This is a genomic window from Streptomyces sp. NPDC059695 (assembly GCF_042733785.1).
Lineage (GTDB): Bacteria > Actinomycetota > Actinomycetes > Streptomycetales > Streptomycetaceae > Streptomyces.
In genome coordinates, this window is record NZ_JBHWFF010000002.1 from 139,792 (window position 1) to 166,576 (window position 26,785).

The window sequence follows — 26,785 nt, forward strand, 5'->3', positions numbered from 1 at the left end:
TCGCCCCCCCTCCCCCCCGCCCCCACCCCCCCCCCCCCCCCTCTCGCTGACCTCACATTCTCCGAGACCCACCACCCCCCCACCCCGGCCGGGGGGGGCCCGCCCCCCCCCCCCCCCCCCCGCTGTCCTGTTCTCGCCGCTCGCGTCAGCCCGCGGTGACCGCCAGGCGCAGCTGCCCGTCCGGACCCGCGAGGAGCACCGGGGTCTGCGGCCCGCCGAGGTCCCGCACCGCCGCGCGGTCCTCGTCCGAGGCCGCCTCGGCGTTCGACACCACGGCCGCCGCCTCCAGGGACTGGGCCCCGCTGGCCACGGCCATCGCAACCGCGGTCCGCAGCGCGCTCAGCTTGAGCGACTCCAGCTCCACGGTGCCCGCCACATAGGTGCGGCCCGTCTCGTCGCGCACGGCCGCGCCCTCCGGCACGCCGTTGCGGGCGCGGGCGCTCCGCGCAAGGGTGATGATCTTGAGGTCCTCGGCGCCGAGGTCGCCGTGCTCGCTGCTGAGTGTCATGGACCGAGCATAGGTCCGTGCGGATGATCAGCCCGCGACCGGGTACATCGCCCCGCGCCGCCCCTCCGGCGACACCAGCCACTCCAGCTTCTCGGCCGTGTTCGCCTCCGGCATCGGCGTGTGCATCACGATGACCAGGTCCGGGCGGGCCGGCACCCTCAGCTGGGTGGCCTCCACGACCAGCGTGCCGACCAGCGGGTGCTCCATCTCCTTGCGGTTCTGGCCGCCCGGCAGGATGTCCCGCCGCTCCCACAGCTCCGCGAACTCCGGGCTCTGCTCCTTGGCCGACTCGACCACCGCCTGGAAGCCCTCGTCGTCCGGGCACTCCGAGCACGCCGAGCGGAACTGCGCGACGACCTTCGGCGCGAGCTCCTCCCAGCGCGTCGACCGCGAGCGGTACAGCGGGTCCGTGAAGAACGCGATCAGGCAGTTCTGCACGATCTCCTGGCGCATGCCGAGCACGATCGCCGCCGCTTCGTTCCACATGACGGTGTTCCAGTACACGTCCATGATGTGCGCCGGGAACGGCATCCAGGCGTCGATCAGCCGCCGCAGGCCGTGGCACATGTCCCGGTCCTCGGGGGCCGCCTCCAGCGCCGGCGGGTTCAGCGCCGCCAGGACGTACAGATGGCGCCGCTCCGCCGGACTCAGCCGCAGCACCCGGGCCACCGAGTCGAGGACCTGCGCGGAGACCGTGATGTCCCGGCCCTGCTCCAGCCACTGGTACCAGGAGACGCCGACGCCCGCGAGGACCGCGACCTCCTCACGCCGCAGACCCGGGGTGCGGCGGCGCGCACCGCCGTCCGGGAGTCCCGCCTCGGCCGGGCTGACCCGGGCCCGACGGCTCATCAGGAACTCGCGCAGTTCGCCGAGTCGGTGCTGCTTCGCGCTGCTGCTCTCGAGTGCGGTGGCCACGTGTGCTTCCTCCCCCTGGACGCAAATGGCGGGTGCCTGGTGGTGCTGGGCGTGGTGCCTGATGGTGCCTGGTGGTGCGACCAACAGGATAAGTTCCCGCTCCCCACCGTTGTTCCCGTCCCCCGAAGGTGGGGCCATGGCAACGACGACCACCCCGCCCGAAACCCCCACCGCCTCCGCCCCCGCCGCTCCCCCGGCCCTCACCCGCCGCGACCGGCTCGTCCTCTTCGTCCTGTGCGCCGCCCAGTTCATGGTGGCGCTGGACTTCTCCGTCCTGAACGTCGCCCTGCCCGTCCTCGGCGCCGACCTCCGCTTCGACCCCTCCGCCCTCCAGTGGGCGGTCACCGCGTTCGCCCTGCCCTCCGGCGGCTTCCTGCTCCTCTTCGGCCGGATCGGCGACCTCTTCGGCCGCAAGAGGCTCTTCCTCTCCGGTCTCGCGCTCTTCGGCGCCGCCTCCCTGCTCGCCACCCTCGCCTGGAGCCCCGGCTCCTTCCTCGCCGGCCGCGCCCTCCAGGGCCTCGGCGCGGCGGCGATCGTGCCGACCGGCATGGCGCTGCTCACGACCGCCTTCCCGGAGGGCCCGCTGCGGGCCCGGGCGCTCGGCATCTCCGGCACGCTGATGTCCCTCGGCTTCACCATCGGCATGGTGCTCGGCGGCGTCATGACCGACACCCTCGGCTGGCGCTCCACGATGGCCCTGCTCGCCGTCTTCACCCTGATCGTGCTGCCGCTCGCCCCGGGCCTGCTGCCCGAGTCCCGCACCCCCGAGCGGCCCCGTCTCGACGTGCCCGGCGCGCTGACCGTCACCGGCGGCCTGCTCTCCCTGATCTACGCCCTGACGACGGCGGCCGAGCGCGGCTTCGACGGCGTGGACGTCCCCGTCACCCTCGCCCTCGGCGTGCTGCTGCTGGTCGCCTTCGGCGTGATCGAGTCCCGGCACCCGGCCCCGCTGGTCTCGCTGCCGGTGCTGCGCCGCCGTACCGTCGCCTTCGGCAACGTGGGCGGTCTGGTGACGTTCTCGATGATGTCGACGATCGTCTTCGTGCTGACGCTGTACCTGCAGGAGACCCTCGGCCTCTCGGCCTTCGCCTCCGGCCTCGTCTTCGGCGTCCAGGGCGCCTTCTCGGTCCTCGCCGGCATGGTCACCCCGAAGGTGATCGGCCGGTTCGGCGCCCACCGCACCCTGGTGGTCTCGCTCGCCGGCCAGGGCCTGCTCACCTTCGGGCTGCTCGGCGTCGGCCGGGAGTCGGGCGCGGTGCTGGCGACGGTGGCCGTCTCCCTGGCGTCGATGCTGCACCTCGGCGCGATCATCTCGTACGGCGTGACCGTGACCTCCGGAGTCCGCGACGAGGAGCAGGGGCTCGCGACGGGTCTGGTCACCACGACCCAGCAGGTCGGCCTGACCGTCGGCATCCCGCTGCTGGGCGTGCTCGCCACCACCGGCTCCGACCTGTTCGCCGGGGTCCGGACGGTCATCGCCCTGGACGCGGCGGTCGTCGTCGGGGCGGCGGTCCTGGTCGGCCTCGGCCTGCGGCGCCGGTCCTGAGTCAGGGACGGTCGAGGCGGAGGCGTACCGCCTTGGGGAGACCGGCGACGACGAGGTCGTACGAGTCCTCGACGAGCTCCCGGACCATCCGGTCCGGGAGCTCTCCGACGGTCACGGTGTTCCAGTGCCGCTTGTTCATGTGGTAGCCGGGAGCGATCGCCGGGTACTCCTCGCGGAGCCGTACGGCGTCGTCCGGGTCGCACTTGAGGTTGACCCGCAGCGGCCGGCCGTCGAGCCACGAGAGCGCGAACATCTTCCCGGCGACCTTGAACACGGAGGTGTCCGGACCGAACGGGAACTCCTCCGTGGCGTCGTTGAGGTCCAGGCAGAAGGCGCGCAGCTCGTCGGGGGTCATTCCGGCTTCTCCTCCGGTTCCAGCGGTTCCACCAGCACGGTGACGATCTTGTTCCGGCGGCCGGCGGGAGCCTCGGCCGTGAGGCGGAGCGAGCGCCCGTCCGGGAGCTCCACGACCGCCTTGGCGCCCGCGATCGGGACCCGGCCGAGGGCCTTGGCGAGCAGACCGCCGACGGTCTCCACGTCCTCGTCGTCGTACTCGTCGGGGCCGAAGCCGTACAGCTCGCCGAGGTCGCCGATGTCGAGGCGGGCGGTGACCCGGTAGCGGTCGTCGCCGAGCTCCTCGACGGGCGTCAGCTCCCGGTCGTACTCGTCGGTGATCTCGCCGACGATCTCCTCCAGGATGTCCTCGATGGTGACGATGCCGGCCGTGCCGCCGTACTCGTCGATGACGACGGCGACGTGGTTGCGCTCCTGCTGCATCTCGCGCAGCAGGTCACCGGCGTTCTTCGTGTCGGGCACGAAGGCGGCGGGCCGCATCGCGGTGGACACCAGGTCGGACTCGGAGTCCCGGTTGACGTGGGTCCTGCGGACCAGGTCCTTCAGGTAGACGATGCCGACGATGTCGTCCTCGTTCTCCCCGGTGACCGGGATCCGGGAGAACCCGGAGCGCAGCGCGAGGGTGAGGGCCTGACGGATCGTCTTGTACCGCTCGATGCAGATCAGGTCGGTCCGGGGCACCATCACCTCGCGGACCAGGGTGTCGCCCAGCTCGAAGACCGAGTGCACCATGCGGCGCTCCTCGTCCTCGATCAGCGACTCCTGCTCGGCGAGGTCGACCATGGCCCGCAGCTCGGCCTCGGAGGCGAAGGGGCCCTTGCGGAAGCCCTTGCCCGGGGTCAGCGCGTTGCCGATGAGGATCAGCAGCTGCGGGATCGGGCCCATGATCCTGGCGAGCGGCAGCAGCACGTACGCGGCGGCGGTCGCCGTGTTCAGCGGGTGCTGGCGGCCGATGGTGCGCGGCGAGACGCCGACGGCCACGTACGAGACGAGGACCATGACGGCGATCGCGACGAGCAGTGCCTCCCAGGTCTCCGGGAAGGCCTCCAGGCAGGCGTACGTGACGAGGACGCCGGCCGCCATCTCGCAGGCGACGCGGACGAGCAGCGCCACGTTGAGGTAGCGGGTCGGGTCGGCGGCGACCTGCGCGAGCTTCTCCGCGCCGCGCCGCCCGGACCGGACGGCCTCGGCGGCGCGGAAGGTGGAGACGCGGGCGAGACCGGCCTCGGCGCAGGCGGCGAGCCAGGCCACGATGACCAGCGCGACGGCGCCGAGGATCAGCGAGACGTCCATCGGGTCAGGAGACGGTCGGCGCCGGGGACGGGCCGGTGAGGCCCTTCTCCTCGCGCCAGCCGTCGACGATCGCCGCCTGGAGGCCGAACATCTCGGCCTTCTCGTCCGGCTCCTCGTGGTCGTACCCGAGCAGGTGCAGCACCCCGTGGACGGTGAGGAGCTGGAGCTCCTCGTCCATGGAGTGCTGCGTCGGCGCGTCCTTGCCCTGCTGGGTGGCGACCTCGGGGCAGAGCACGATGTCGCCGAGGAGCCCCTGCGGGGGCTCCTCGTCGTCCTTCGACGGCGGGCGCAGCTCGTCCATCGGGAAGGACATGACGTCCGTCGGCCCGGGCAGGTCCATCCACTGGATGTGGAGCTGCTCCATCGCCTCCGCGTCCACGACGATCACCGAGAGCTCGGAGAGCGGGTGGATGCGCATGCGCGCGAGCGCGTAGCGGGCGATGTCGAGGATCGCCTGCTCGTCGACCTCGGTACCGGACTCGTTGTTGACGTCGATCGACATGGTGCTTGTGTACTACTTCCCGTTGCGGCTGTCGTACTGCTCGTACGCGTCGACGATACGGCCGACGAGCTTGTGCCGGACGACATCCTGCGACGTGAGCGTCGAGAAGTGCACGTCCTGGACGCCGTCGAGGATGTCCCGGACCTGCCGCAGACCGCTCTTCGTCCCGTTCGGCAGGTCGACCTGGGTGACGTCACCGGTGATGACGATCTTCGAGTCGAAGCCGAGGCGGGTGAGGAACATCTTCATCTGCTCGGGGTTCGTGTTCTGCGCCTCGTCGAGGATGATGAACGCGTCGTTCAGCGTCCTTCCGCGCATGTACGCCAGGGGCGCGACCTCGATCGTCCCGCTCGCCATGAGCTTGGGGATCGAGTCGGGGTCGAGCATGTCGTGCAGCGCGTCGTAGAGCGGGCGCAGGTACGGGTCGATCTTCTCGTAGAGCGTGCCGGGCAGGAAGCCGAGCCGCTCGCCCGCCTCGACGGCGGGCCGGGTCAGGATGATCCGGTTGACCTGCTTGGACTGCAGGGCCTGGACCGCCTTCGCCATGGCGAGATAGGTCTTGCCGGTACCGGCGGGGCCGATGCCGAAGACGATCGTGTGCTTGTCGATCGCGTCGACGTACCGCTTCTGGTTGAGCGTCTTGGGGCGGATCGTGCGTCCCCGGCTGGAGAGGATGTTCTGCGTGAGCACCTCGGCGGGAGTCTCCTCGCCGCCCTCCGCCGATCCGTTCCCGCTCGCCCTGAGCATGGCGATCGAGCGTTCCACTGCGTCCTCCGTCATCGGCTGACCGGTGCGGAGCACCAGCATCATCTCGTCGAACAGGCGCTGGATCAGGGCGACTTCCGCCGGGTCGCCGACCGCGCTGACCTGGTTGCCCCGGACATGGATGTCGGCTTCCGGGAACGATCGCTCGATCACGCGGAGCAGGGCGTCACCGGAGCCGAGCAGGCTCACCATGGGGTGCTTCGCCGGGACGGTGAACTGGGCGCGGGCCTGTCCGGGCGCCCCGTCGCGGGACGCTCCGTCGTGGGCTGTGGGTGTCTGAGTCATGGGCCGGCACTATGGCCTGCACATACCTCCCGTTGCAGGGTTCTCGCTGCTCGACAACCTCTCGGCTCCCAAGCCTACGACCAGGTGCCGACAAGCCCGTAGCGGTTTACGAGGCCGCCGCCCGGAAGCCGATCGTCGGCACCGCCCTGCGCAGCGGCCACGGGCGCGCCGGGGCGGGCAGGAGGCGCTCCAGGAAGGCGTAGCGGCCGCGCAGCGCCTCGGGGTCCTGGCGGGCGTGGCCCTGGACGTGCTGCCACCAGGCGGCGATCTCGCCCCAGGTGGGGGCGGACAGCGAGCCGCCGAACTCCTGCACGGACAGCGCGGCGGTCAGACCGGCGAAGGCGAGCCGGTCGGCGAGCGGCCAGTCGGCGAGGGTGCCGGTGACGAAACCGGCGACGAAGACGTCCCCGGCTCCGGTCGGGTCGAGGGCGGAGACCTGGATCGCGGGGACCTCGGCGGTCTCCCCGGTGGCGCCGTCGACGGCGTAGGCGCCCTCGGAGCCGAGGGTGACCACGGCGTAGCGGACCTTGTCGGCGAGGGCGCGGGCGGCGGCCCGGGGGCAGTCGGTGCGGGTGTAGCGCATGGCCTCGGCCGCGTTGGGGAGGAAGGCCTCGCAGTGCTGGAGGTCGGTGAGGCCGTCCAGGTCCCAGCGGCCGGTGTCGTCCCAGCCGACGTCGGCGAAGACCTTGGCGCCGCCGCGGGCGGCCTGGGCGACCCACTCCTCGGAGCGGCCGGGCACGAGGGAGGCGACGGCCGCGCGCGCGTGCGGCGGGTAGGCGGGCAGGGCTCCGTCGAGGGGCGGCGCCTCGTGGCCGTGGGAGACCATCGTGCGCTCGCCCTCGTAGGCCATGGAGACGGTGACGGGCGAGTGCCAGCCGGGGACGGTCCGGGAGAGGGAGAGGTCGATCCCCTCGCCCTGCTCCAGGGCGTCCCAGCAGTACTCGCCGTAGTGGTCGTCGCCGAAGGCGGCGGCGAGCGAGGTGCGGAGCCCGAGGCGGGCGAGGGCGGTGGCCATGTTGGCGACGCCGCCCGGGCTCGACCCCATGCCCCGGGCCCAGGACTCGGTGCCGCGGACGGGGGCGCTGTCCAGGCCGGTGAAGATGATGTCGAGGAAGACGGTGCCGGTCAGGAAGACGTCGCAGGCGGGGTCGGTGGGCTCGCGCAGGCACACCAACGGGTCGACCCCGGCGTCGTGTTGCGGCTGCTCTCCCCTTGCTGTGGTCACGGCAGGCTCCCCGGTCGCGGTGCGGATCAGTTCAGTGTGCCCGATGGGGGTGGGGTGACGGGTGGGACGCACAGGAAGCGCGGCCTCCTACCCGGCAACCCACCATCCAAACCGATAGTGACCCAGATCACACCTCGAACGGGCGGAAACCGTCTTCTCCCGCCCGACACCTGCTTGATACACATGGTTCCGCGACCCCGTGCCCCCACGCACACCACCGGGCGCTCCACCCCTCCCTCCCCTTTTCGTTTCCGGGAACGCCCATGTCCTCGCGGACTCGCCGCCCGGGGGCCCTCGTGGCCCTCGTCGCGCTCTTCACGGCCGGCTACCTCGCCCCGTACCTCCTGCCGACCGTCGTCGGCCGCCTCTCCGCCGGCCTCGGCCTCACCCCGACCCAGGCGGGCCTGGTCGGCTCCGTCCTGCTCCTCGGCTCCTCCACGGCCGGCTTCACGCTCGCCGCACGCGGGGAGCGGATCGGCCCGCGCCGGGCCGCCCGCGCGGGTCTGCTCGCGATGGCCGTCGGATACGGCTCCGCCGCCGCGACCGGCATCGTGCCGCTGGTGGTCGCGGGCGCCGTCCTCGGCGGCCTCGGCTCGGGCATGGCGACGGCGGTGGCCGTGGCCGGGATCGCCGGCCGGAGCAACCCGCACCGGGCCTCGACGCTCGGTCTGCTCTCCGTCTCGGCCACGGCCGGCGCCCTCTACCTGACGCTCCCGCACGTCGGCGGCGGCCACGCGGCCCCGCTCCTCGCGATCGCCGGCGCGGCGGCCCTGGTGTGGCCGGTCACGGCCCGCCTCCCGGCCACGCACGCGACGCGCGAGGCCACGGCGGCGTCCGGCCCCCTCCCCCACCGGCGCTCCGGTGCCGTGCTCGCCGGGGGCATCCTGTGCTGGTCCCTCGCGCAGAACGCCCTGTGGGGCGTGAGCGGCCGCATCGGCATCAGCCAGGCCGGCCTCTCCGAAGTCACCGTCGGCGCGGTCTTCGCGGCGGCGCTCGGCGCGGGCCTCGCGGGCGTCACGGCGGCGGGCGCGCTCGGCTCGCGCCTGGGCCGGGCGGTCCCGATCGGCGCCGGCACCGTGGCGATCGCGGGCTGCGTCCTGCTGAGCTCGACCGCCCGCGACCTCGCCACCTTCGCGACCGGCGAGATCCTGTGGAACGCGGTCTATCCGGTGGTCCTCTCCTACCTCCTGGGCCTGGCGGCCTCCCTGGACCCGCGCGGCCGCTGGGCCGTCATGGTCGGCGCGGCGTCCTCCCTGGGCGTGGCCTGCGGGCCGGCGACCGGCTCCCTGCTCTCCGCCGGCGCCGGCTACCCGGCCATGGGCCTGACCCTGTGCGTCCTGCTCCTGCTGGTGGCGGGCCCGATGACGGCGGTCGCCCGCCGTGGCTCCGGCCGCCCGCTGGTCCCGGGGTCGGTCCACCGGCGGGGCGGAGCCCCCGCGGCGGTCCTGGCGGGCCGCGGGCCGGGGACGTCGCTGGTCCCGCAGATGGGAGCCCCGGAGCAGGAGGTCGCCGCCGTCCCGGTCACGGCGGGCCGCCGCCGGGCGGTGCGGTCGGCGTTCGGCCTCGCGAGGCCGGGCGACCGGGGGTGACGTCCGCCGACGCCGGGCGGAGATCCAGCTCCGCCGCAGGCACCCCACGCCCGCACCGGCACCGGCACCGGCCGCACCGCACCCACGCCCTACGGGGCCTGTGCCCCGCCGAACTCGTACGCCTCGACCTCTGCCAGGTACCTCGCCCGGCGCGGCTCGTCGTCCTCCAGGAACGACGCCTCGAACGAGTTCCGTGCCAGCTCACGCAGCTGCTCCGGGTCGAGCCCCAGCGCGTCCCGCACCCCGTCGAAGTTGTCGCCGGCGTACCCCCCGAAGTACGCGGGATCGTCGGAGTTGACGGTGACGAGCAGTCCCGCCGTCATCATCTCCCGCAGCGGATGGTCGGCGAGCGTGTCGATGACGCGGAGCCGGACGTTCGACAGCGGGCACAGTGTGAGCGGCACCCGCTCGCGGGCCAGCCGCTCGACGAGCGACGGGTCCTCCATGCAGCGCAGACCGTGGTCGATCCGCTCCACGCCGAGGACGTCGAGCGCCTCCCGCACATAGGCGGCGGGCCCCTCCTCGCCCGCGTGGGCGACGCGTCGCAGGCCGAGCCGGGCGGCCTCCTCGTACACCTCGCGGAACTTGGCCGGCGGGTGGCCGACCTCCGCCGAGTCGAGGCCGACCCCGGTGATCCGGTCGAGGTACGGCTTCGCGGCCTCCAGGGTCGCGAGCGCCGACTCGGCCGACTCGTCGCGCAGGAAGCACAGGATGAGCCGGGTGGAGATCCCGTACCGCTCCTCGGCCCGGTCCAGGGACGCGCCGAGCCCCTCGATCACGGTGCCGAGGGGGACGCCGCGGGCCGTGTGCGCCTGCGGGTCGAAGAAGATCTCGGCGTGCCGGACCCCCTGCGCGGCGGCCCGCTCCAGGTACGCGTCGGCGAGTTCCGTGAAGTCCTCGGCGGTGCGCAGGACCGCCATCAGGCCGTAGTAGAGGTCCAGGAAGGACTGGAGGTCGCTGAAGCGGTACGCCTCGCGGAGGGCCGCGGTGTCGGCGTACGGCAGGGTGACGCCGTTGCGGGCCGCGAGCGCGAAGGCCAGCTCGGGTTCGAGCGTGCCTTCGATGTGGAGGTGCAGTTCGGCCTTGGGGATGCCGGAGGGGAGGGGCATGTTCACGTTCGTTTCGGTACGGGGACCCTCATGAGGTCCTGGGCGATGCTCAGCTCGCCCTCGAATCCGGCGGCCCGCGCCTGCCGTTCGAAGGCGGCGGGGTCGGAGTAGCGCTGCGAGAAGTGGGTCAGGACGAGGTGCCGCACGCCCGCGTCCCGCGCGACGGCGGCGGCCTGGCCGGCCGTCAGGTGACCGTGGTCGGTGGCGAGCCGGACGTCCTCGTCGAGGAAGGTCGACTCGATGACGAGCATGTCGGCGCCGTCGGCGAGCGCGTGGACCCCGTCGCAGAGCCGGGTGTCCATGACGAACGCGAAGCGCTGCCCGCGCCGGACCTCGCTGACGTCGTCGAGACCGACGCCGTTCAGGCTGCCCTCGCGCTGGATCCGGCCGACGTCGGGTCCCTTGATGCCGTGCGCGGCGAGCTTCTCGGGCAGCAGGCGGCGCCCGTCGGGCTCGGTGATCCGGTAGCCGTAGGACTCGACGGGGTGCGAGAGCCGGCGGGTGTCGAGGGTGAAGTCCCCGGTGACGGCGAGCGGCCCGTCGGCGCTCACCGGCGCCTCGGTCAGCTTCACGGTCTCGCGGTAGGCCGTGGCGTACCGCAGGCGCTCGAAGAAGTGCTGTCCGCTCGCCGGGTAGTGGGCGGTGACCGGGTGCGGGACCTGGTCGAGGTTGATCCGCTGGATCACCCCGGCCAGGCCGAGCGAGTGGTCGCCGTGGAAGTGCGTGACGCAGATCCGGTCGAGGTCGTGCGCGGCGACCCCGGCGCGCAGCATCTGCCGCTGGGTGCCCTCTCCGGGGTCGAAGAGGATGCCGTGGCCGTCCCAGCGGAGCACGTAGCCGTTGTGGTTGCGGTGCCGGGTCGGGACCTGGCTCGCGGTCCCGAGGACGACCAGTTCGCGTACGGACACGGGCTATCCGGGGGGCCAGTTGAGGCCACGGCCGCCGAGGACGTGCGCGTGGGCGTGGAAGACGGTCTGGCCGGCGCCGGCGCCGGTGTTGAAGACGATCCGGAAGCCGCTGCCGTCGATCTTCTCCTGCGCGGCGATCTCGCCCGCCTCGCGCAGTATGTCGGCGGCGACGCCCGGCGCGGCGGCGGCCAGCGAGGCGGCGTCGGGGTAGTGGACGCGCGGGATCACGAGGACGTGCGTGGGCGCCTGCGGATTGATGTCGCGGAACGCGACGGTGGTCTCCGTCTCGCGCACGATCGTCGCCGGGACCTCCCCCTCCGCGATCTTGCAGAACAGGCAGTCGCTCTGCGGCTCTCCGGCCATGTCCCGGACCTCCTCGGTCTGATGCGGATCGCCGATGGCGATCACTGGTACGGCCCGGTCATGCTATCCGCCCCGTTCCCCTACTCCTTCGGCATGCGGCGGCCGAGCGCCGAGCGGCTGACCCAGTACGTGATGATCACCGCCCAGAACAGGGGCGTGCCCAGACCGCTCACCAGACCCGAGTCGAAGGACCACAGGGCCAGCGAGACGAGCGAGTACAGGCCGAGGAGTCCGACGGCCCCGGCCATGAACAGCACGGGCCGGCAGTTGCGCGCCACGAGGAGCATCGGCCGGCGCAGCCGCTGCGGCACCCGGCGGGCCATCCACACCGCCCACCCGGCCCAGGCGCCGAGGATGACGGCCCCGCCCACCAGGAGCGGGACGGCCGCGTCGGACCAGGTCGCCGCGGCGGGGACGGCGGCGAGGGCGACGGCGGAGGCCAGGAAGCCGAGGAGGGCGACCCAGCGGGCCCCGGCGGCCGTGTTCCAGGCCATGGCCTCCAGGTTGTAGCGGGCCTTGCGGTCCTGGAGGTCGAGCGCGGCGGAGGCGACGAAGCCCTCGGCGGCCTGGGTCCAGGCACCGCGCCGGAACCAGCGGCGGCGCAGCCGCAGCAGCGAGAGGTTGTTGTGGGCCTCGCTGCTCTGCGGGTTGAGGCGCAGGGTCGTCTCGTACGCCCGCTGCGCGGTGGCGTGGTCGCCGCGCCGCTGGGCGGTGAGGCCGACGAGGAAGTGGGCGGAGTCCTCCTCGGGGGCGAGGCCGACGGCGGTCCGCGCCGCCTCGTACGCCTCGACGGTCCGCGCGGGGGTGCGGGCGTGCTCGGCGTGCTCGACCAGGGCGGTGCCGAGCGCGTAGTGGCTGCCCCAGTACTGCGGGGCGAGCGCGACGGCGTGCCGGGCCGTGGCCTCGGCCTCCTGGTACCGCCGGGCGGCGAGGAGGACGTGGACGCGCATCAGCCAGCCCCCGAGCAGCTCGGGTTCGGCCCGCAGCGCCTGGTCGACGGCGTCCAGGGCGGCGGTCCGGTCGCCGGCCCGGTGGTGGCAGCGGGCGAGCAGGACGAGCGCCTCGGCGTCCTCGGGTTCGCCCGCCAGGTGCCGGGCGACGAGCTCGCCGGCCTGCGCGTACCGCCCGGTCTCGTAGAGCGCCTCGGCACGGGCGAGCGCGGTGGAGGCCGTCACAGCTTCCGCTTCCGCTTGAGGTGGGCGAGGAGGTCGTCGTACAGACCGCCCTCGTTGGCGAACATGGCGACGTTCCGCGCGGCGGCGAACCACGGCTCGGTGGACGGCTTGATCTGCCGGGCCGCGCCGAGCAGGTCCTTGGTGGTGATCAGGCGTACGGAGCCGGTGCGGGCGGAGTCGAGGAGCGCGGCCTCGGCGGCCGACTCGCAGACGTGGGCCAGGTCGGCGCCGGAGAAGTCCTCGGTGGCCTTGACGAGCTTGCCGAGGTCGACGGCCTCGATGGGGCGCTCCCGCAGGTGGTAGCGGAGGATCGACTCGCGGGCGGCGGCGTCCGGCGGCAGCACCAGCAGGGTGCGGTCGAGGCGGCCGGGGCGGCGCAGCGCGATGTCCACGTCCCAGGGGACGTTGGTCGCCGCGAGCACGAAGACGCCCTCGTTCCCGGCGCCGCTCGCGATGCCGTCGAGCTCGGTGAGGAGCTGGTTGACGACGTTGCGCAGACCGCTGTGGTGGGTGCGCGAGCGCTTGGCGCCGAGGGCGTCCAGCTCGTCGAGGAAGACGACGCAGGGCGCCTGGCGCCGGGCGGTCTCGAAGATGTCGTGGATGTTCTTCTCGGAGGCCCCGATCCACATGTCGAGGACGTCGGAGAGCGACACGGTGAGGAAGTTGGCGCCGAGCTCGCCCGCGACGGCCCGGGCGATGAAGGTCTTGCCGCAGCCGGGCGGGCCGTAGAGGAGCAGGCCGCCGCGGAGCGACTTGCCGTACAGCCTGCGCAGTTCGGGGTTGCGCATGGGGGCGAGGAAGGCGGCCTCCAGGCGCTCCTTGACCTCCTCCATGCCGCCGACGTCGGCGAGGCGTACGGCCCCGGGGGCGTCGACGTCCCAGGCGGCGGCGTCCCCGGCGGTGCCCTCGGCGCCCTCGGCCTGCGGCTCGTCGAGGAACCGGGGCCCGACGAGGTCCTGGACCTGCTGCTCGGCGGCGTCCCAGTCGAAGGCGGGGGCCGAGGGGGCGGGCGGGGCGGGCGCTTCGGGCGCGGGGGGCTCGACGGCGGCGGGGGCGACGGGCGCCTCGGGCTCAGGCGCGACGGGCACGGGCGCGGGCGCGGGCGGCATCCCCATCGCCCGGACCATCAGCGCGCGGGCGTCCGCGTCGCCCGGCGCGTGCTGGAGCGCGACGGCCGCCTCCGCGACGGCCTCGTCGTTGCGGCCCTCCGTGAGGAGGAGCTCGGCGAAGTGGAGGCGCAGGGGCACGTCACCGGGGGCGGCGGCCACGGCGGCGCGCAGACTGCGGATGAGGGGGGACTCGTCGGCCATGGGGCCAGCCTAGAAAGGTCCCCCCGCGCCCCGTCCGGCGGGTGGCCCCGCCCCGTAGGCTGCGGTCCATGAGACGGGCCCGCGCACCGCGCCGGCTGACGGTGGACGGCCTGGTCTGGCTGTGGAACGTCGGCCACACGCATCCCGGCTGCCGCACCTACGTCACGCTGCGCCGGGCCGACGCCCGCAACGCCCTGCTCCGGCTGGTGTTCGAGAGCGGCCCGGGACGCGTCACGGCGGGCTTCCCGTACGGCGCGGGCGAGGTGGCGGCCGCCGGCGGGCACCTCAACCTGAACGAGCCGGGCGTGATCCGGCGGCTCCTCGACCTGGCGACGGCCCGGGGGCTCGTCCCGGACGAGAACGGCGTACGCGAGGTGGACGCCTGGCCGCTCTTCGACGCCCTGACGGCCTAGCTCCAGCGGCCCGTGCGGCCCAGGACCAGGGCGGTCGCCGCCGTACCGGCCGTCGACGTGCGCAGGACGCTGCGGCCGAGGCGGTACGGCTTCGCCCCGGCGGCCTCGAAGGCGGCGAGCTCGTCCGGCGAGACCCCGCCCTCGGGGCCCACGACGAGCACGACCGAGCCCTCGGCGGGGAGCTCGGCGGTGGCCAGGGCGCCGCTGGGGTGGTCGCGGTCCTCGTGCAGGACGGCCGCGAAGTCGGCGCCCGCGAGGAGCGCGGCGACCTGCTTGGTCGACATGAGCTCGGCGACCTCGGGGAAGCGGGTGCGGCGGGACTGCTTGCCGGCCTCGCGCGCGGTGGACCGCCACTTGGCGAGCGCCTTGAGGCCCCGGTCGCCCTTCCACTGGGTGATGCAGCGGGAGGCGGCCCAGGGCACGATCGCGTCCACGCCGGTCTCCGTCATGGTCTCGACGGCGAGTTCGCCCCGGTCGCCCTTGGGAAGGGCCTGGACGACCGTGATGCGGGGGACCTCCTCGGGGTCCTCGTGGACCTCGTCGACCCGCACGGTGAGCTCGTCCCTGCCCTCGGCGGAGACCACGACGCACTCGGCCCAGCGGCCCCGCCCGTCGGCCAGGACGAGCTCCTCCCCGGCCCGCAGCCGCTTCACGGAGACCGCGTGCCGCCCCTCGGGGCCGTCCAGGAGGAAGCTCCCGGCACCGGGGACGGTGTCGACGACGAAGACGGGTGCGGTCATGAGGCGCTCCTGTGGGCGAGCCCGGAGAGGGCGGTGTCGAGTTCGGCGGCCAGCACCTCGACCAGCTGCCCGGCGGGCAGTTCACGGGCGAGGCGGTGGCCCTGGCCGGCCCACAGGGCCATGCCCTGGGCGTCGTTCGCGGCGGCGGCGGCCTTGCGGAGGGGGGTGGTGAGGTGGTGGACCTCGGGGTAGGCGGCGGGGGCGTACGGCCCGTGCTCGCGCATGAAGCGGTTGACGAGGCCGCGGGCCGGGCGCCCGGAGAAGGCCCGGGTGAGCGCGGTCCGGGTGAACAGCGGGTCCGTGAGGGCCCGCTTGTGCAGCGGGTGGGCGCCCGACTCGGGGCAGCGGAGGAAGGCGGTGCCGAGCTGGGCGGCGTCGGCTCCGGCGGCGAGGACGGCGGCGATCTGCGCGCCGCGCATGATCCCGCCGGCGGCGACGATCGGCAGCGCGACGGCCTCGCGGACCTGGGTGACGAGGGTGAGGAGTCCGGTGCCGGGGGCGCCCTCGTCGGCGGGGTCGTCGCGGAACGTGCCCTGGTGCCCGCCGGCCTCGACGCCCTGGACGCAGACGGCGTCGGCGCCGGCGCGCTGCGCGGCGAGGGCCTCGTCGGCGGAGGTGACGGTGACGAGCGTGTACGTACCGACGCGGTCGAAGGCCTGGAAGGTCTCGGGGGCGGGACAGCCGAAGGTGAAGGAGACGACGGGGACCGGGTCCTCCAGGAGGATGGCCAGCTTGGCGTCGTATGCGTCGTCGCGGGAGTCGTCGGTCTCGCCGAGCGGGGTCTCGTACCAGGTGGCCTCGCCGTCGAGCTGGTGGCGGTAGACCTCGACGGCGGCGGGGTCCGCGGGCCGGCCGTCCTGCGGCAGGAAGAGGTTGACCCCGAAGGGGCGCGCGGTGAGCCCGCGCACCCGCTTGATCTCCTGGTACAGGCCTCCGGCCGTCTTGTACCCGCCGGCGAGGAAGCCGAGCGCCCCGGCCTCGCAGACGGCCCCGACGAGCTCGGGACAGGAGGCGCCACCCGCCATGGGGGCCTGCACGATCGGAAACCGAGAGAGATCGTTCAGTGCGGTGGTGGACATATGGGCATCGTGTCATGACCGGGCCGAAGCACGGGAAAGGGGCGGCACCGGAGTGCCGCCCCTTCCCTCACGTACGAACGCCGACGCGCACTGAACGCGTAGCGCCTACCGCCCGTTGAACGCGTCCTTCAGCCGCGAGAACAGCCCCTGCTGCCCCGGCTGGCTGTGCTGACCCGGGGGACGACCCCCGGACCCCCAGCCCAGCGCCTACCGCCCGTTGAACGCGTCCTTCAGCCGCGAGAACAGCCCCTGCTGCCCCGGCTGGAACTGGCCGGTGGGCCGTTCCTCGCCGCGCAGCTTGGCCAGTTCGCGCAGGAGCCGCTCCTGCTCCGCGTCCAGCTTGCCCGGGGTCTGCACCTCGACGTGCACGATCAGGTCGCCCCGGCCGTTGCCGCGCAGGTGCGTGACGCCGCGGCCGTGCAGCGGGATCGACTGGCCGGACTGCGTGCCCGGCCGGACGTCGATCTCCTCCAGGCCGTCGAGGGTCTGCAGCTGCACCTTGGTGCCGAGCGCGGCCGCCGTCATCGGGAGGGTGACCGTGCAGTGCAGGTCGTCCCCGCGCCGCTGGAAGACCTCGTGCGGGGTCTCGTGGATCTCGACGTACAGGTCGCCGGCGGGGCCGCCGCCGGGGCCGACCTCGCCCTCGCCCGCGAGCTGGATGCGGGTGCCGTTGTCGACGCCGGCCGGGATCTTGACCGTGAGGGTGCGGCGGGACCGGACCCGGCCGTCGCCCGCGCACTCGGGGCACGGGGTCGGGACGACGGTGCCGAAGCCCTGGCACTGCGGGCAGGGCCGGGACGTCATGACCTGGCCCAGGAAGGACCGCGTGACCTGCGAGACCTCACCGCGGCCGCGGCACATGTCGCAGGTCTGCGCGGAGGTGCCGGGCGCGGCACCCTCACCCGAACAGGTGGTGCAGACGACCGCCGTGTCGACCTGGATGTCCTTGGTCGTGCCGAAGGCCGCCTCGTTGAGGTCGATCTCCAGACGGATCATGGCGTCCTGGCCGCGGCGGGTGCGCGAGCGCGGTCCGCGCTGCGAGGCCGTGCCGAAGAAGGCGTCCATGATGTCGGAGAAGTTGCCGAAGCCACCGGCGCCGAAGCCGCCCGCGCCGCCTCCGCCGGAGGCCGAGAGCGGGTCGCCGCCGAGGTCGTAGACCTGCTTCTTCTGCGGGTCCGAGAGGACCTCGTAGGCGGCGTTGATCTCCTTGAAGCGCTCCTGCGTCTTCGGATCGGGATTGACGTCCGGGTGCAGCTCGCGCGCGAGCCTCCGGAACGCCTTCTTGATCTCGTCCTGGGAAGCGTCGCGGCGCACGCCGAGTACGGCGTAGTAGTCCGTGGCCACTTACGACTCCGCCAGGATCTGTCCGACGTAACGTGCCACTGCGCGTACCGCTCCCATCGTTCCGGGGTAGTCCATGCGGGTCGGTCCGACCACGCCGAGTTTGGCGACTGCCTCGCCGCCCGAACCGTAGCCGACCGAGACGACGGACGTGGAGCTCAGCCCCTCGTGGGCGTTCTCGTGCCCGATCCGTACGGTCATGCCCGATTCCTTGGCCTCGCCCAGCAGCTTGAGGAGCACGACCTGCTCCTCCAGAGCTTCCAGGACGGGTCTGATCATCAGGGGGAAGTCGTGTCCGAAGCGGGTGAGATTGGCGGTGCCGCCGATCATCAGCCGCTCCTCGTGCTCCTCGACGAGCGTTTCGAGGAGGGTCGCGAGCACGGTCGAGACCGTGGCGCGGTCCTCGGCCTCCTCGAAGGACTCGGGGAGGTCCTGCACCAGCTGCGGCACGTCGGCGAACCGGCGGCCGACGACCCGGCTGTTGAGCCGGGCCCGGAGGTCGGCGAGCGAGGTCTCGCCGAAGGGCGCGGCGCAGTCGACGACGCGCTGCTCGACCCGGCCGGTGTCGGTGATCAGGACGAGCATCAGGCGGGCGGGGGCCAGCGCGAGCAGCTCCACGTGCCGGACGGTCGAACGGGTCAGCGAGGGGTACTGGACGACGGCGACCTGGCGGGTCAGCTGCGCCAGCAGCCGCACCGTGCGCCCGACGACGTCGTCGAGGTCGACCGCGCCGTCGAGGAAGTTGTGGATGGCCCGGCGCTCGGGCGTCGACAGCGGCTTGACGCCGGCGAGCCGGTCGACGAAGAGCCGGTAGCCCTTGTCGGTGGGGATGCGCCCGGCGCTGGTGTGGGGCTGGGCGATGTACCCCTCCTCCTCCAGCACCGCCATGTCGTTGCGCACGGTGGCGGGCGACACGCCGAGCTTGTGGCGCTCGGTGAGCGCCTTGGAGCCGACGGGCTCCTCCGTCCCGACGTAGTCCTGGACGATGGCGCGCAGGACCTCGAGTCTGCGTTCGCTGAGCATCGTGGCGCACCTCCAGCTGTCGTCGTCGTTCCGGTTGCTCCGCTTTTGGCACTCGCCCTGTCCGAGTGCCAGCGATCCCCCGGCCAGTGTACGGCGGCGGGCATCGCTCCTGGCAAGGAGGCGGCGCCCGCACCCGTTAGCGTCGCCCCATGGACATCGATTGGGAAGCGCACGGATGGGAGCGGCTCGCGGACGGAGTGGGCCGGCGGCGGCTGCCGGTCTGGGACGCCACGGTCGGGCTGGTCCTGGGCACACGGGCGGTCCTGCTGTACGACACGGGGGCCTCGCTCGCCGAGGGCGCCGAGCTGCGGTCGCAGATCTCGGCGCTCACGGGCGGCCGGAAGGTGACACACATCGCACTCAGCCACCCCCATTTCGACCACGTCCTCGGCACGGCGGTCTTCGCGGGCGCGGAGGTCTTCGGCGCGGTGGGCTCGGACGACCTCCTGGGCGGGGCCCGGGCCCGGGAGGAGCTGCGCGCGGACGCCGTGGCGCAGGGCCAGGACGCGGAGGCGGCGGAGGCCGCGGCGGACGTCCTGGTGGCCCCGCGGCACGTGGTCTCGGGCGAGTGGACGCTCGACCTGGGCGACCGCCAGGTCCTCCTGGCGAACGTGGGCCCCGGCCATTCGGGCCACGACCTGGCGCTCTGCGTCCCGGGCGGGCGCGAGGTCGTCTTCTGCGGCGACCTGGTGGAGGAGTCGGGCGAGCCGCAGGCGGGCCCGGACGCGATCCCGTCCCGCTGGCCGGACGCCCTGGACCGGCTGCTGGCCCTGGGCGGCGAGGGGGCGGCGTACGTGCCGGGGCACGGCGCGGTGGTGGACGCCGCGTTCGTGCGGGCACAGCGCGATGAACTGGCACGCCGCTTCCAGGTGTCGTAGCGTCGCCGAAATGCGCGGCCGCGACCCGGACCTGACGCCCCCTCGGCTGCGTCTCCCGGGGGACGGCCCGCGGACCCCCAGCAGAATCCCCGCCCCGCGTCCCGGACAGGATCGAGCCCATGCGCAGCTACAACCCGGACCTGACTCCGCCCTGGAAGAGGCCGGCGCCCGTCCCCGAGGTCCCGGCCGACCCCGATCTCGTGGTGGAGGAGGTCGCGACGGGCTTCTGCGGGGCGGTGATCCGCTGCGAGGCGGGCACGGTGACCCTGGAGGACCGCTTCGGCAAGCACCGGGTCTTCCCGCTGGAACCGCGCGGCTTCCTCCTGGAGGGCAGGGTCGTGACGCTGGTGCGCCCGGTGTCGGCCCCGTCCCGGCCCACCCGTACGGCCTCGGGATCGGTCGCCGTGCCGGGCGCACGCGCGCGCGTGGCGCGGGCGGGCCGGATCTACGTCGAGGGCCGCCACGACGCGGAGCTCGTCGAGCGGGTGTGGGGCGACGACCTGCGGATCGAGGGCGTGGTCGTGGAGTACCTGGAGGGCGTCGACGACCTGCCCGCGATCGTCGCGGAGTTCGGTCCGGGGCCGGACGCCCGGCTGGGCGTCCTGGTGGACCACCTGGTGCCGGGCTCGAAGGAGTCGAGGATCGCCGCGCGGGTGACCTCCCCCGACGTCCTGGTGGTCGGCCACCCGTACATCGACGTCTGGGAGGCCGTGAAGCCGTCCTCCCTGGGCATCCCGGCCTGGCCGGCGGTCCCGCGCGGCCAGGACTGGAAGACGGGCGTCTGCCGCGCCCTCGGCTGGCCGTCGGACAACACGGGCGCGGTCTGGCAGGCGATCCTCAGGCGCGTGACGTCCTACAAGGACCTGGAGCCGGAGCTGCTCGGCCGCGTGGAGGAGCTGATCGACTTCGTGACGGCACCGGACGTCCCGTAGGCGCGCGTCCCGCTTCGTGGCGGCCCGGACGTGCCGGTAGGCGCGCGTCCCGCTTCGTGGCGGCCCGGACGTCCCGTAGGCGCGCGTCCCGGAGGGGCGCGTCCCGTCCGTCCCGGGACACCGGCCCGGTGCCGGGACGAGCGGGCCCGTGCCAGCGTGGCGGAAACGATCACTCGTACCGCCCCGCCCGGAGGAATCCATGTCGTCCCGCCCCGTGCTCAAGAGAGCCGCCCTGCTGTCGTCCGCCGCCGCCGTCGCCCTGGTGACCTTCGCGGGCACCGCCGGTGCGAGCACCTCCGCCCCGTACCTCTCGTACGGGAGCCGGGGCGACGGGGTGACCTGCGTGCAGGCCGCGGTGAACCTGGCCCACGCCGTCTCGGTGCCGCTGGAGATCGACGGTGCCTGGGGCGACCGGACGCAGGCGGGCGTGGTGGCCTTCCAGCGCTGGAAGCTGGGCGACTCCCAGGCGGACGGCGTCGTCGGCCCCGACACGGGCGACAGGATGATGCAGGTCCTGAGTCAGGCCCCGGCGCTCGCGGAGCAGTGCTACGACTACCTGCCGACCCACCACTGATCCGCCCGCCGGAGCCGCCGCCCCGCCGGGTGGCGGCTCCGGCGACGGGTCGGGCGGGCTAGTCCACCAGGTCCCGTACCACCGCGTCGGCGAGCAGCCGGCCCCGCAGTGTCAGGACCGCCCGCCCCGCCCCGTACGACCCGGGGTCGAGCAGGCCGTCGTCCAGGGCCCTGCGGGAGGCCGCGAGGCCCGCGGGCCTGAGCACCGCCAGCTCGATGCCCTCGCGCAGCCGCAGTTCCAGCAGGATCCGTTCGACCCGCCGGTCCTCCTCCGTGAGGATCTCCCGCCCGGCCCCGGGCGAGCGGCCCTCGGCGAGCGCGGCGGCGTAGGCGCCGGGATGCTTCACGTTCCACCACCGGACGCCCCCGACGTGCGAGTGCGCCCCGGGCCCGGCGCCCCACCAGTCCGCACCGCGCCAGTACAGCTCGTTGTGGAGGCAGCGTCCGGCCTCCGAGGTGGCCCAGTTGGACACCTCGTACCAGGAGAAGCCCGCCTTCTCGAAGGCCTCGTCCGCGATCAGGTAGCGGTCGGCGTGGACGTCGTCGTCGGTCATGGGCACCTCGCCCCGCCGGATCCGCCGGGCGAGCTGCGTGCCCTCCTCGACGATCAGGGCGTAGGCGCTGACGTGGTCGGGCCCGGCGCCGATCGCCGCGTCCAGGGAGGCCCGCCAGTCGTCGTCGGTCTCTCCGGGCGTGCCGTAGATGAGGTCGAGGTTGACGTGCTCGAACCCGGCGGCCCGCGCCTCGCCGACGCACGCCTCGGGCCGTCCGGGCGTGTGCGTGCGGTCGAGGACCTTCAGGACGTGCTGCCGGGCGCTCTGCATGCCGAAGGAGATCCGGTTGAAGCCGCCCTCCCTCAGCTCGGCGAGGTAGGCGGGGTCGACGGACTCCGGATTCGCCTCCGTCGTGACCTCGGCGTCGTCGGCGAGCCCGAACTCGTCGCGGATCGCTCCCAGCATCCGTACGAGGTCGCCGGCGGCGAGCAGCGTCGGCGTGCCGCCGCCGACGAAGACGGTCCGCACGGGCCGCGGGTCGTCCCCGAGGACCTTGCGGGCGAGCCGGATCTCCTCGGCGACCTGGTCGGCGTAGTTGTCGCGGGAGGCGAGCACACCGCCCGTGCCGCGCAGCTCACTCGCCGTGTACGTGTTGAAGTCGCAGTAGCCGCAGCGCGTCGCGCAGTACGGCACGTGCAGGTAGAACCCGAGCGGCCGCTCCCCGGCCCCTTCGAGGGCGCGCGGGGGCAGCGCCCCGTCGTCGGGAACGGGCTCACCATCGGGCAGTACGGAAGGCATGAGCCCCATTGTCCCGTACTGCCCGGGGGTGGCGGTCCTCGGCGGCTCAGGACTCGCGCGAGCCCTCGTACATCTCCTCGATGAGGTGCTTGTACTCGCGCTCGACGACCGGCCGCTTCAGCTTCAGGGACGGGGTGAGCTCGCCGTGCTCGATGTCGAGGTCGCGCGGCAGCAGACGGAACTTCTTGATCGTCTGCCAGCGCTGGAGGCCCTCGTTGAGCCGGTCGACGTAGCCCTGGATCAGCTTCTGCGTCCGCGGGTCGGCGACGACCTCGGCGTACGGCCTGCCGCCGAGCTCGTGCTCGGCGGCCCAGCCGAGGAGGGCGGGCTCGTCGAGGGCGATGAGCGCGGTGCAGAAGTTCCGGTCGGCGCCGTGGACGAGGATGTTCGAGACGAACGGGCAGACGGCCTTGAACTGGCCCTCGACCTCGGCCGGCGCGATGTACTTGCCGCCGGACGTCTTGATCAGGTCCTTCTTCCGGTCGGTGATCCGGAGGTAGCCGTCGGCGGACAGCTCGCCGATGTCGCCGGTGTGGAACCAGCCGTCGGACTCCAGGACCTCGGAGGTCTTCTCCGGGAGGCCGTGGTAGCCCTCCATGATGCCGGGGCCGCGCAGCAGGATCTCGCCGTCGTCGGCGATCCGGACCTCGGTGCCGGGGAGCGGCTTGCCGACGGTGCCGGTGCGGTAGGCCTCGCCCGGGTTGACGAAGGAGGCGGCGGAGGACTCCGTGAGGCCGTACCCCTCCAGGATGTGGATGCCCGCGCCGGCGAAGAAGTAGCCGATCTCGGGGGCGAGGGCGGCGGAGCCGGAGATGCAGGCGCGCAGGTTGCCGCCGAAGGCCTCGCGGATCTTGCCGTAGACGAGGGCGTCGGCGACCTTGTGCTTCGCCGAGAGGCCGAAGGGCGCGGAGGCGGTGCCGGTGCGCCGGAAGTTGTCCTGGGTGGCCTTGGCGTAGTCGCGGGCCACACCGGCCGCCCACTGGAAGATCTTGTACTTGGCTCCGCCGCCGGCGCGGGCCTTGGCGGCGACCCCGTTGTAGACCTTCTCGAAGATGCGGGGCACGGCCGCCATGTAGGTCGGCTGGACCACCGGCAGGTTCTCGATGATCTTGTCGACGCGGCCGTCGACGGCGGTGACGTGGCCGACCTCGATCTGGCCCGAGGTGAGGACCTTGCCGAAGACGTGGGCGAGCGGCAGCCACAGGTACTGGACGTCGTCCTGGGTGACGAGGCCGGTGGCGGCGATGGCCTTGGCCATGTACGACCAGTTGTCGTGCGGGAGGCGGACGCCCTTGGGGCGGCCGGTGGTGCCCGAGGTGTAGATGAGGGTGGCGAGCTGGGTGGAGGTGATGGCCGCGACCCGCTCCTTCACGGCCTCGGGGTGCTCCGCCAGGTACGCCGTGCCGCGCGCCTCCAGGTCGGCGAGGGAGAGGGCGAACTCGCCGTCGACGTCGGCGCCGGCGGGGTCGACGACCACGACGTGGCGGAGGTGGGGCAGGTCGGCGCGGCGCTCGACGGCCTTGGCCAGCTGGGCGGCGTCCTCGGCGATGAGGACCTTGGACTCGGAGTCCGAGAGGATGAACGCCGACTCCTCGGCGTTGGTCTGCGGGTAGACCGTGGTGGTCGCGGCGCCCGCGCACATCACGCCGAGGTCGGAGAGGATCCACTCCACCCGGGTGGAGGAGGCGAGGGCGACGCGCTCCTCGGGCTGGACGCCGAGGTCGACGAGGCCCGCGGCGATCGCGTAGACCCGCTCGGCGGCCTGTCCCCAGCTGAGCGACTTCCAGTCGTCCGGGCCGGTGCCGGAGGCGGCGGGTACCGGGTAGCGGTAGGCCTCCGCATCCGGGGTCCGCCCGACGCGCTCAAGGAAGAGCGACGCCACGGAGGGCGGCCGGTTCTCGATCTGGGTCTGTGTGTCGCTCACGACGTCCTCCGGGCGGCGGCGGTGCCTTCTGGCGGTTCGTAACTAACTGGCGAGTAACCTTCGAGCCGGGATCAGACTAAAGGGCCGAGGACCGGCGCGTAAGGCCTTGCAGCGCGTCGCTTCATAACGAACGGGCCCACGCGCACACGGCGCGTGGACCCGTTCGTTGCACAGGGCAGCTACCTCCCGCCCGCCGCGCTACTTCTTCTTGCCCGAGGACTCGTCGCTCGACAGGACGGCGATGAAGGCCTCCTGCGGCACCTCCACCGAGCCGACCATCTTCATGCGCTTCTTGCCTTCCTTCTGCTTCTCCAGCAGCTTCCGCTTACGGGAGATGTCACCGCCGTAGCACTTGGCGAGGACGTCCTTCCGGATGGCGCGGATGGTCTCGCGGGCGATGACCCGGGAGCCGATGGCGGCCTGGATCGGCACCTCGAAGGCCTGTCGCGGGATGAGCTCGCGGAGCTTGGCGACGAGCCGGACACCGTAGGCGTACGCGGCGTCCTTGTGGGTGACGGCCGAGAAGGCGTCGACCTTGTCGCCGTGCAGCAGGATGTCGACCTTGACGAGGCTGGAGGCCTGCTCGCCGGTGGGCTCGTAGTCGAGGGAGGCGTAACCGCGCGTCTTGGACTTCAGCTGGTCGAAGAAGTCGAAGACGATCTCGGCGAGGGGCAGGGTGTAGCGGATCTCGACCCGGTCCTCGGAGAGGTAGTCCATGCCGATGAGGGTGCCGCGACGGGTCTGGCAGAGCTCCATGATCGCGCCGATGAACTCGCTCGGGGCGAGGATCGTGGCGCGCACGACGGGCTCGAACACGTCGTCGATCTTGCCCTCGGGGAACTCGCTCGGGTTCGTGACGGTGTGCTCGCTGCCGTCCTCCATCACGACCCGGTAGACCACGTTCGGCGCGGTGGCGATGAGGTCGAGCCCGAACTCGCGCTCCAGCCGCTCGCGGATCACGTCGAGGTGGAGCAGACCCAGGAAGCCGACGCGGAAGCCGAAGCCGAGCGCGGCGGAGGTCTCCGGCTCGTAGACCAGCGCGGCGTCGTTGAGCTGGAGCTTGTCGAGGGCCTCGCGGAGGTCCGGGTACTCGGAGCCGTCGAGCGGGTAGAGGCCCGAGAAGACCATCGGCTTCGGGTCCTTGTAGCCGCCGAGGGCCTCGGTGGCGCCCTGGTGCAGGGAGGTGATCGTGTCACCGACCTTGGACTGGCGGACGTCCTTCACACCGGTGATGAGGTAGCCGACCTCGCCGACGCCGAGACCGTCCGAGGCGGTCATCTCCGGCGAGGAGACACCGATCTCGAGCAGCTCGTGGGTGGCGCCGGTCGACATCATCCGGATGCGCTCGCGCTTGTTGAGCTGCCCGTCGACGACTCGCACGTACGTCACGACGCCCCGGTAGGAGTCGTAGACGGAGTCGAAGATCATCGCGCGGGCGGGGGCGTCGGCGACACCGACCGGGGCCGGTACGTCCCGGACGACCCGGTCGAGCAGCGCCTCGACGCCCATGCCGGTCTTCGCGGAGACCTTCAGGACGTCCTCCGGCTGGCAGCCGATGAGGTTCGCCAGCTCCTCGGAGAACTTCTCCGGCTGGGCGGCCGGCAGGTCGATCTTGTTGAGGACCGGGACGATCGTGAGGTCGTTCTCCATCGCGAGGTACAGGTTCGCGAGAGTCTGCGCCTCGATGCCCTGCGCGGCGTCGACGAGCAGGATCGTGCCCTCACAGGCGGCGAGCGACCGGGAGACCTCGTAGGTGAAGTCGACGTGCCCGGGGGTGTCGATCATGTTCAGGATGTGGGTCCTGCCCTCACCCTGCCCGTCGGTGGGCGCCCACGGCAGGCGGACCGCCTGGGACTTGATCGTGATGCCGCGTTCCCGCTCGATGTCCATGCGGTCGAGGTACTGGGCGCGCATCTGCCGCTGGTCGACCACACCGGTGAGCTGGAGCATCCGGTCGGCGAGCGTGGACTTGCCGTGGTCGATGTGCGCGATGATGCAGAAGTTGCGGATCAGAGCCGGGTCGGTACGGCTCGGCTCGGGCACGTTGGTAGGAGTCGCGGGCACGCAGGGATCTCGTCTCGGGCGATGTTCAGAACGGACACGTAGAGACCATGGTCCCATGCCCGGAGCCCGGCGCCCGGTTTGGGCGGCCCCGAGGGTGGCTGATACTGTGGACAGCTGTGTCTCGTATGCCCTCTCAGCTGCGGGACGCATCCAGAAGGAACATCGAACCTGTAAAGGCTCTTTTCGTGGCGAACATCAAGTCCCAGATCAAGCGGAACAAGACGAACGAGAAGGCGCGCCTGCGCAACAAGGCCGTCAAGTCCTCGCTCAAGACCGCGATCCGCAAGGCCCGTGAGGCTGTCGCCGCCGGCGACCTCGAGAAGGCCACCGTTGCCACTCGCGCCGCCTCGCGTCAGCTCGACAAGGCTGTCTCGAAGGGTGTCATCCACAAGAACGCCGCCGCCAACAAGAAGTCGGCGCTGGCCACCAAGGTTGCCACCCTCCAGGGCTGAGCTCTGATGTGATCGGCCGTACGGGACTCAGCGGGCCCTCTACCCCGCTCCCGCCCGGCCACCCGGACTCGCGCACGGACGCGTTCGCCACGCGGGCACGAGCCCACCAGCCGTAACGCCGAAGGCCCCGCCACCTCCTTCCCCAGGAGGCAGCGGGGCCTTCGCCGTACGAGCGACACGAGTGGTGACCGGGGGCACCGGGGGCACCGGGAGCACCGGGGGCACCG

At 72.9% G+C, this 26,785-nt stretch carries 26 protein-coding genes; 7 read left to right on the plus strand and 19 right to left on the minus strand.

The window, feature by feature from the left end; all coding sequences use genetic code 11:
* Positions 1-145: 145 nt before the first annotated feature.
* Positions 146-508: a cytidine deaminase gene (locus ACFV2S_RS03255; RefSeq protein WP_382856147.1), complete on the minus strand. Its 363-nt coding sequence runs from the start codon at positions 506-508 to the stop codon at positions 146-148.
* A gap of 27 nt (positions 509-535) precedes the next feature.
* Positions 536-1,357, minus strand: a complete 822-nt coding sequence (locus tag ACFV2S_RS03260; RefSeq protein WP_383798335.1) for a helix-turn-helix transcriptional regulator — start codon at positions 1,355-1,357, stop codon at positions 536-538.
* A gap of 202 nt (positions 1,358-1,559) precedes the next feature.
* Between ACFV2S_RS03260 and ACFV2S_RS03265 the strand changes: the two genes are divergently transcribed.
* Positions 1,560-2,969 (plus strand): MFS transporter, encoded by a 1,410-nt coding sequence (locus ACFV2S_RS03265; protein ID WP_385553780.1) that lies wholly within the window; start codon positions 1,560-1,562, stop codon positions 2,967-2,969.
* Position 2,970: 1 nt separating this feature from the next.
* Here ACFV2S_RS03265 and ACFV2S_RS03270 read toward each other — a convergent pair whose 3' ends face one another.
* From ACFV2S_RS03270 to ACFV2S_RS03290, 5 genes are all read right to left on the minus strand, one after another.
* Positions 2,971-3,324, minus strand: a complete 354-nt coding sequence (locus ACFV2S_RS03270) for an MmcQ/YjbR family DNA-binding protein (protein ID WP_383798320.1) — start codon at positions 3,322-3,324, stop codon at positions 2,971-2,973.
* Positions 3,321-4,616: a hemolysin family protein gene (locus ACFV2S_RS03275; protein ID WP_385553783.1), complete on the minus strand. Its 1,296-nt coding sequence runs from the start codon at positions 4,614-4,616 to the stop codon at positions 3,321-3,323. Before ACFV2S_RS03275 ends, ACFV2S_RS03270 begins: the two co-directional genes overlap by 4 nt.
* Before the next feature lie 4 nt (positions 4,617-4,620).
* Positions 4,621-5,118: an rRNA maturation RNase YbeY gene (gene ybeY / locus ACFV2S_RS03280; RefSeq protein ID WP_189801881.1), complete on the minus strand. Its 498-nt coding sequence runs from the start codon at positions 5,116-5,118 to the stop codon at positions 4,621-4,623.
* 12 nt (positions 5,119-5,130) lie between these two features.
* Entirely contained in the window at positions 5,131-6,168 is a 1,038-nt protein-coding gene (locus ACFV2S_RS03285) for a PhoH family protein (protein ID WP_385553786.1), read from the minus strand.
* Positions 6,169-6,274: 106 nt separating this feature from the next.
* Complete coding sequence (locus ACFV2S_RS03290; protein ID WP_382856129.1) at positions 6,275-7,393, minus strand: carbohydrate kinase family protein; 1,119 nt, start codon at positions 7,391-7,393, stop codon at positions 6,275-6,277.
* A 263-nt stretch (positions 7,394-7,656) separates the two neighbouring features.
* Between ACFV2S_RS03290 and ACFV2S_RS03295 the strand changes: the two genes are divergently transcribed.
* Positions 7,657-8,982 (plus strand): MFS transporter, encoded by a 1,326-nt coding sequence (locus ACFV2S_RS03295; RefSeq protein ID WP_385553788.1) that lies wholly within the window; start codon positions 7,657-7,659, stop codon positions 8,980-8,982.
* Positions 8,983-9,071: 89 nt separating this feature from the next.
* Here ACFV2S_RS03295 and ACFV2S_RS03300 read toward each other — a convergent pair whose 3' ends face one another.
* The 5 genes from ACFV2S_RS03300 to ACFV2S_RS03320 all read right to left on the minus strand — a co-directional run bounded on the left by ACFV2S_RS03300 (position 9,072) and on the right by ACFV2S_RS03320 (position 13,847).
* Positions 9,072-10,091, minus strand: coding sequence for an adenosine deaminase (locus tag ACFV2S_RS03300; protein ID WP_385554364.1), 1,020 nt, complete (start codon positions 10,089-10,091; stop codon positions 9,072-9,074).
* A 2-nt stretch (positions 10,092-10,093) separates the two neighbouring features.
* Positions 10,094-10,999, minus strand: coding sequence for a ribonuclease Z (locus tag ACFV2S_RS03305; RefSeq protein ID WP_383800003.1), 906 nt, complete (start codon positions 10,997-10,999; stop codon positions 10,094-10,096).
* Positions 11,000-11,002: 3 nt separating this feature from the next.
* Positions 11,003-11,362: a histidine triad nucleotide-binding protein gene (locus ACFV2S_RS03310; protein ID WP_383800000.1), complete on the minus strand. Its 360-nt coding sequence runs from the start codon at positions 11,360-11,362 to the stop codon at positions 11,003-11,005.
* Positions 11,363-11,442: 80 nt separating this feature from the next.
* Positions 11,443-12,537: a tetratricopeptide repeat protein gene (locus ACFV2S_RS03315; protein WP_385553790.1), complete on the minus strand. Its 1,095-nt coding sequence runs from the start codon at positions 12,535-12,537 to the stop codon at positions 11,443-11,445.
* Complete coding sequence (locus ACFV2S_RS03320; RefSeq protein ID WP_385553792.1) at positions 12,534-13,847, minus strand: ATP-binding protein; 1,314 nt, start codon at positions 13,845-13,847, stop codon at positions 12,534-12,536. The genes ACFV2S_RS03315 and ACFV2S_RS03320 overlap by 4 nt, the downstream gene beginning before the upstream one ends.
* A 68-nt stretch (positions 13,848-13,915) precedes the next feature.
* Here ACFV2S_RS03320 and ACFV2S_RS03325 point away from each other — a divergent pair, with 68 nt between their 5' ends.
* Positions 13,916-14,260: a hypothetical protein gene (locus tag ACFV2S_RS03325; RefSeq protein ID WP_385553794.1), complete on the plus strand. Its 345-nt coding sequence runs from the start codon at positions 13,916-13,918 to the stop codon at positions 14,258-14,260.
* Here ACFV2S_RS03325 and ACFV2S_RS03330 read toward each other — a convergent pair.
* The 4 genes from ACFV2S_RS03330 to hrcA form a co-directional block, all read right to left on the minus strand.
* Positions 14,257-15,000 (minus strand): 16S rRNA (uracil(1498)-N(3))-methyltransferase, encoded by a 744-nt coding sequence (locus tag ACFV2S_RS03330; RefSeq protein ID WP_385553796.1) that lies wholly within the window; start codon positions 14,998-15,000, stop codon positions 14,257-14,259. The two genes, ACFV2S_RS03325 and ACFV2S_RS03330, sit on opposite strands and share 4 nt — an antisense overlap.
* A complete protein-coding gene (locus ACFV2S_RS03335) occupies positions 14,997-16,079 on the minus strand; it encodes a nitronate monooxygenase (RefSeq protein ID WP_385553798.1) in 1,083 nt (360 codons plus the stop codon). Before ACFV2S_RS03335 ends, ACFV2S_RS03330 begins: the two co-directional genes overlap by 4 nt.
* Before the next feature lie 207 nt (positions 16,080-16,286).
* Positions 16,287-17,423, minus strand: coding sequence for a molecular chaperone DnaJ (gene dnaJ / locus ACFV2S_RS03340; protein ID WP_385553800.1), 1,137 nt, complete (start codon positions 17,421-17,423; stop codon positions 16,287-16,289).
* Positions 17,424-18,443, minus strand: a complete 1,020-nt coding sequence (hrcA, locus tag ACFV2S_RS03345; RefSeq protein ID WP_329855204.1) for a heat-inducible transcriptional repressor HrcA — start codon at positions 18,441-18,443, stop codon at positions 17,424-17,426.
* A 149-nt stretch (positions 18,444-18,592) separates the two neighbouring features.
* Here hrcA and ACFV2S_RS03350 point away from each other — a divergent pair, with 149 nt between their 5' ends.
* The 3 genes from ACFV2S_RS03350 (at position 18,593) to ACFV2S_RS03360 (ending at position 20,827) form a co-directional block, all read left to right on the plus strand.
* On the plus strand, positions 18,593-19,321 hold the full coding sequence (locus tag ACFV2S_RS03350; protein WP_385553803.1) for an MBL fold metallo-hydrolase: 729 nt from the start codon (positions 18,593-18,595) through the stop codon (positions 19,319-19,321).
* Positions 19,322-19,440: 119 nt separating this feature from the next.
* On the plus strand, positions 19,441-20,253 hold the full coding sequence (locus ACFV2S_RS03355; protein ID WP_385553805.1) for a DUF3097 domain-containing protein: 813 nt from the start codon (positions 19,441-19,443) through the stop codon (positions 20,251-20,253).
* A 199-nt stretch (positions 20,254-20,452) separates the two neighbouring features.
* Complete coding sequence (locus tag ACFV2S_RS03360; protein ID WP_385553807.1) at positions 20,453-20,827, plus strand: peptidoglycan-binding protein; 375 nt, start codon at positions 20,453-20,455, stop codon at positions 20,825-20,827.
* Between the two features lie 58 nt (positions 20,828-20,885).
* Here ACFV2S_RS03360 and hemW read toward each other — a convergent pair whose 3' ends face one another.
* From hemW to lepA, 3 genes are all read right to left on the minus strand, one after another.
* Positions 20,886-22,118: a radical SAM family heme chaperone HemW gene (gene hemW, locus ACFV2S_RS03365; RefSeq protein WP_385553809.1), complete on the minus strand. Its 1,233-nt coding sequence runs from the start codon at positions 22,116-22,118 to the stop codon at positions 20,886-20,888.
* A 46-nt stretch (positions 22,119-22,164) separates the two neighbouring features.
* Positions 22,165-24,042, minus strand: a complete 1,878-nt coding sequence (locus ACFV2S_RS03370) for an AMP-dependent synthetase/ligase (protein ID WP_385553811.1) — start codon at positions 24,040-24,042, stop codon at positions 22,165-22,167.
* Between the two features lie 198 nt (positions 24,043-24,240).
* Positions 24,241-26,106, minus strand: a complete 1,866-nt coding sequence (lepA, locus tag ACFV2S_RS03375; RefSeq protein ID WP_329855199.1) for a translation elongation factor 4 — start codon at positions 26,104-26,106, stop codon at positions 24,241-24,243.
* A 185-nt stretch (positions 26,107-26,291) separates the two neighbouring features.
* On the opposite strand from lepA, the gene rpsT reads away from it, so the two are divergent.
* Entirely contained in the window at positions 26,292-26,558 is a 267-nt protein-coding gene (gene rpsT, locus ACFV2S_RS03380; protein ID WP_141298009.1) for a 30S ribosomal protein S20, read from the plus strand.
* The last annotated feature ends 227 nt before the right edge of the window (positions 26,559-26,785 follow it).

Coding starts and splice junctions, on each gene's coding strand:
- ACFV2S_RS03255 (WP_382856147.1), bottom strand. CDS start 508: ATGACACTCAGCAGCGAGCACGGCGACCTCGGCGCCGAGGACCTCAAG.
- ACFV2S_RS03260 (WP_383798335.1), bottom strand. CDS start 1,357: ATGAGCCGTCGGGCCCGGGTCAGCCCGGCCGAGGCGGGACTCCCGGAC.
- ACFV2S_RS03265 (WP_385553780.1), top strand. CDS start 1,560: ATGGCAACGACGACCACCCCGCCCGAAACCCCCACCGCCTCCGCCCCC.
- ACFV2S_RS03270 (WP_383798320.1), bottom strand. CDS start 3,324: ATGACCCCCGACGAGCTGCGCGCCTTCTGCCTGGACCTCAACGACGCC.
- ACFV2S_RS03275 (WP_385553783.1), bottom strand. CDS start 4,616: ATGGACGTCTCGCTGATCCTCGGCGCCGTCGCGCTGGTCATCGTGGCC.
- ybeY (WP_189801881.1), bottom strand. CDS start 5,118: ATGTCGATCGACGTCAACAACGAGTCCGGTACCGAGGTCGACGAGCAG.
- ACFV2S_RS03285 (WP_385553786.1), bottom strand. CDS start 6,168: ATGACTCAGACACCCACAGCCCACGACGGAGCGTCCCGCGACGGGGCG.
- ACFV2S_RS03295 (WP_385553788.1), top strand. CDS start 7,657: ATGTCCTCGCGGACTCGCCGCCCGGGGGCCCTCGTGGCCCTCGTCGCG.
- ACFV2S_RS03300 (WP_385554364.1), bottom strand. CDS start 10,091: ATGCCCCTCCCCTCCGGCATCCCCAAGGCCGAACTGCACCTCCACATC.
- ACFV2S_RS03310 (WP_383800000.1), bottom strand. CDS start 11,362: ATGGCCGGAGAGCCGCAGAGCGACTGCCTGTTCTGCAAGATCGCGGAG.
- ACFV2S_RS03320 (WP_385553792.1), bottom strand. CDS start 13,847: ATGGCCGACGAGTCCCCCCTCATCCGCAGTCTGCGCGCCGCCGTGGCC.
- ACFV2S_RS03325 (WP_385553794.1), top strand. CDS start 13,916: ATGAGACGGGCCCGCGCACCGCGCCGGCTGACGGTGGACGGCCTGGTC.
- ACFV2S_RS03330 (WP_385553796.1), bottom strand. CDS start 15,000: ATGACCGCACCCGTCTTCGTCGTCGACACCGTCCCCGGTGCCGGGAGC.
- ACFV2S_RS03335 (WP_385553798.1), bottom strand. CDS start 16,079: ATGTCCACCACCGCACTGAACGATCTCTCTCGGTTTCCGATCGTGCAG.
- hrcA (WP_329855204.1), bottom strand. CDS start 18,443: ATGCTCAGCGAACGCAGACTCGAGGTCCTGCGCGCCATCGTCCAGGAC.
- ACFV2S_RS03350 (WP_385553803.1), top strand. CDS start 18,593: ATGGACATCGATTGGGAAGCGCACGGATGGGAGCGGCTCGCGGACGGA.
- ACFV2S_RS03355 (WP_385553805.1), top strand. CDS start 19,441: ATGCGCAGCTACAACCCGGACCTGACTCCGCCCTGGAAGAGGCCGGCG.
- ACFV2S_RS03360 (WP_385553807.1), top strand. CDS start 20,453: ATGTCGTCCCGCCCCGTGCTCAAGAGAGCCGCCCTGCTGTCGTCCGCC.
- hemW (WP_385553809.1), bottom strand. CDS start 22,118: ATGCCTTCCGTACTGCCCGATGGTGAGCCCGTTCCCGACGACGGGGCG.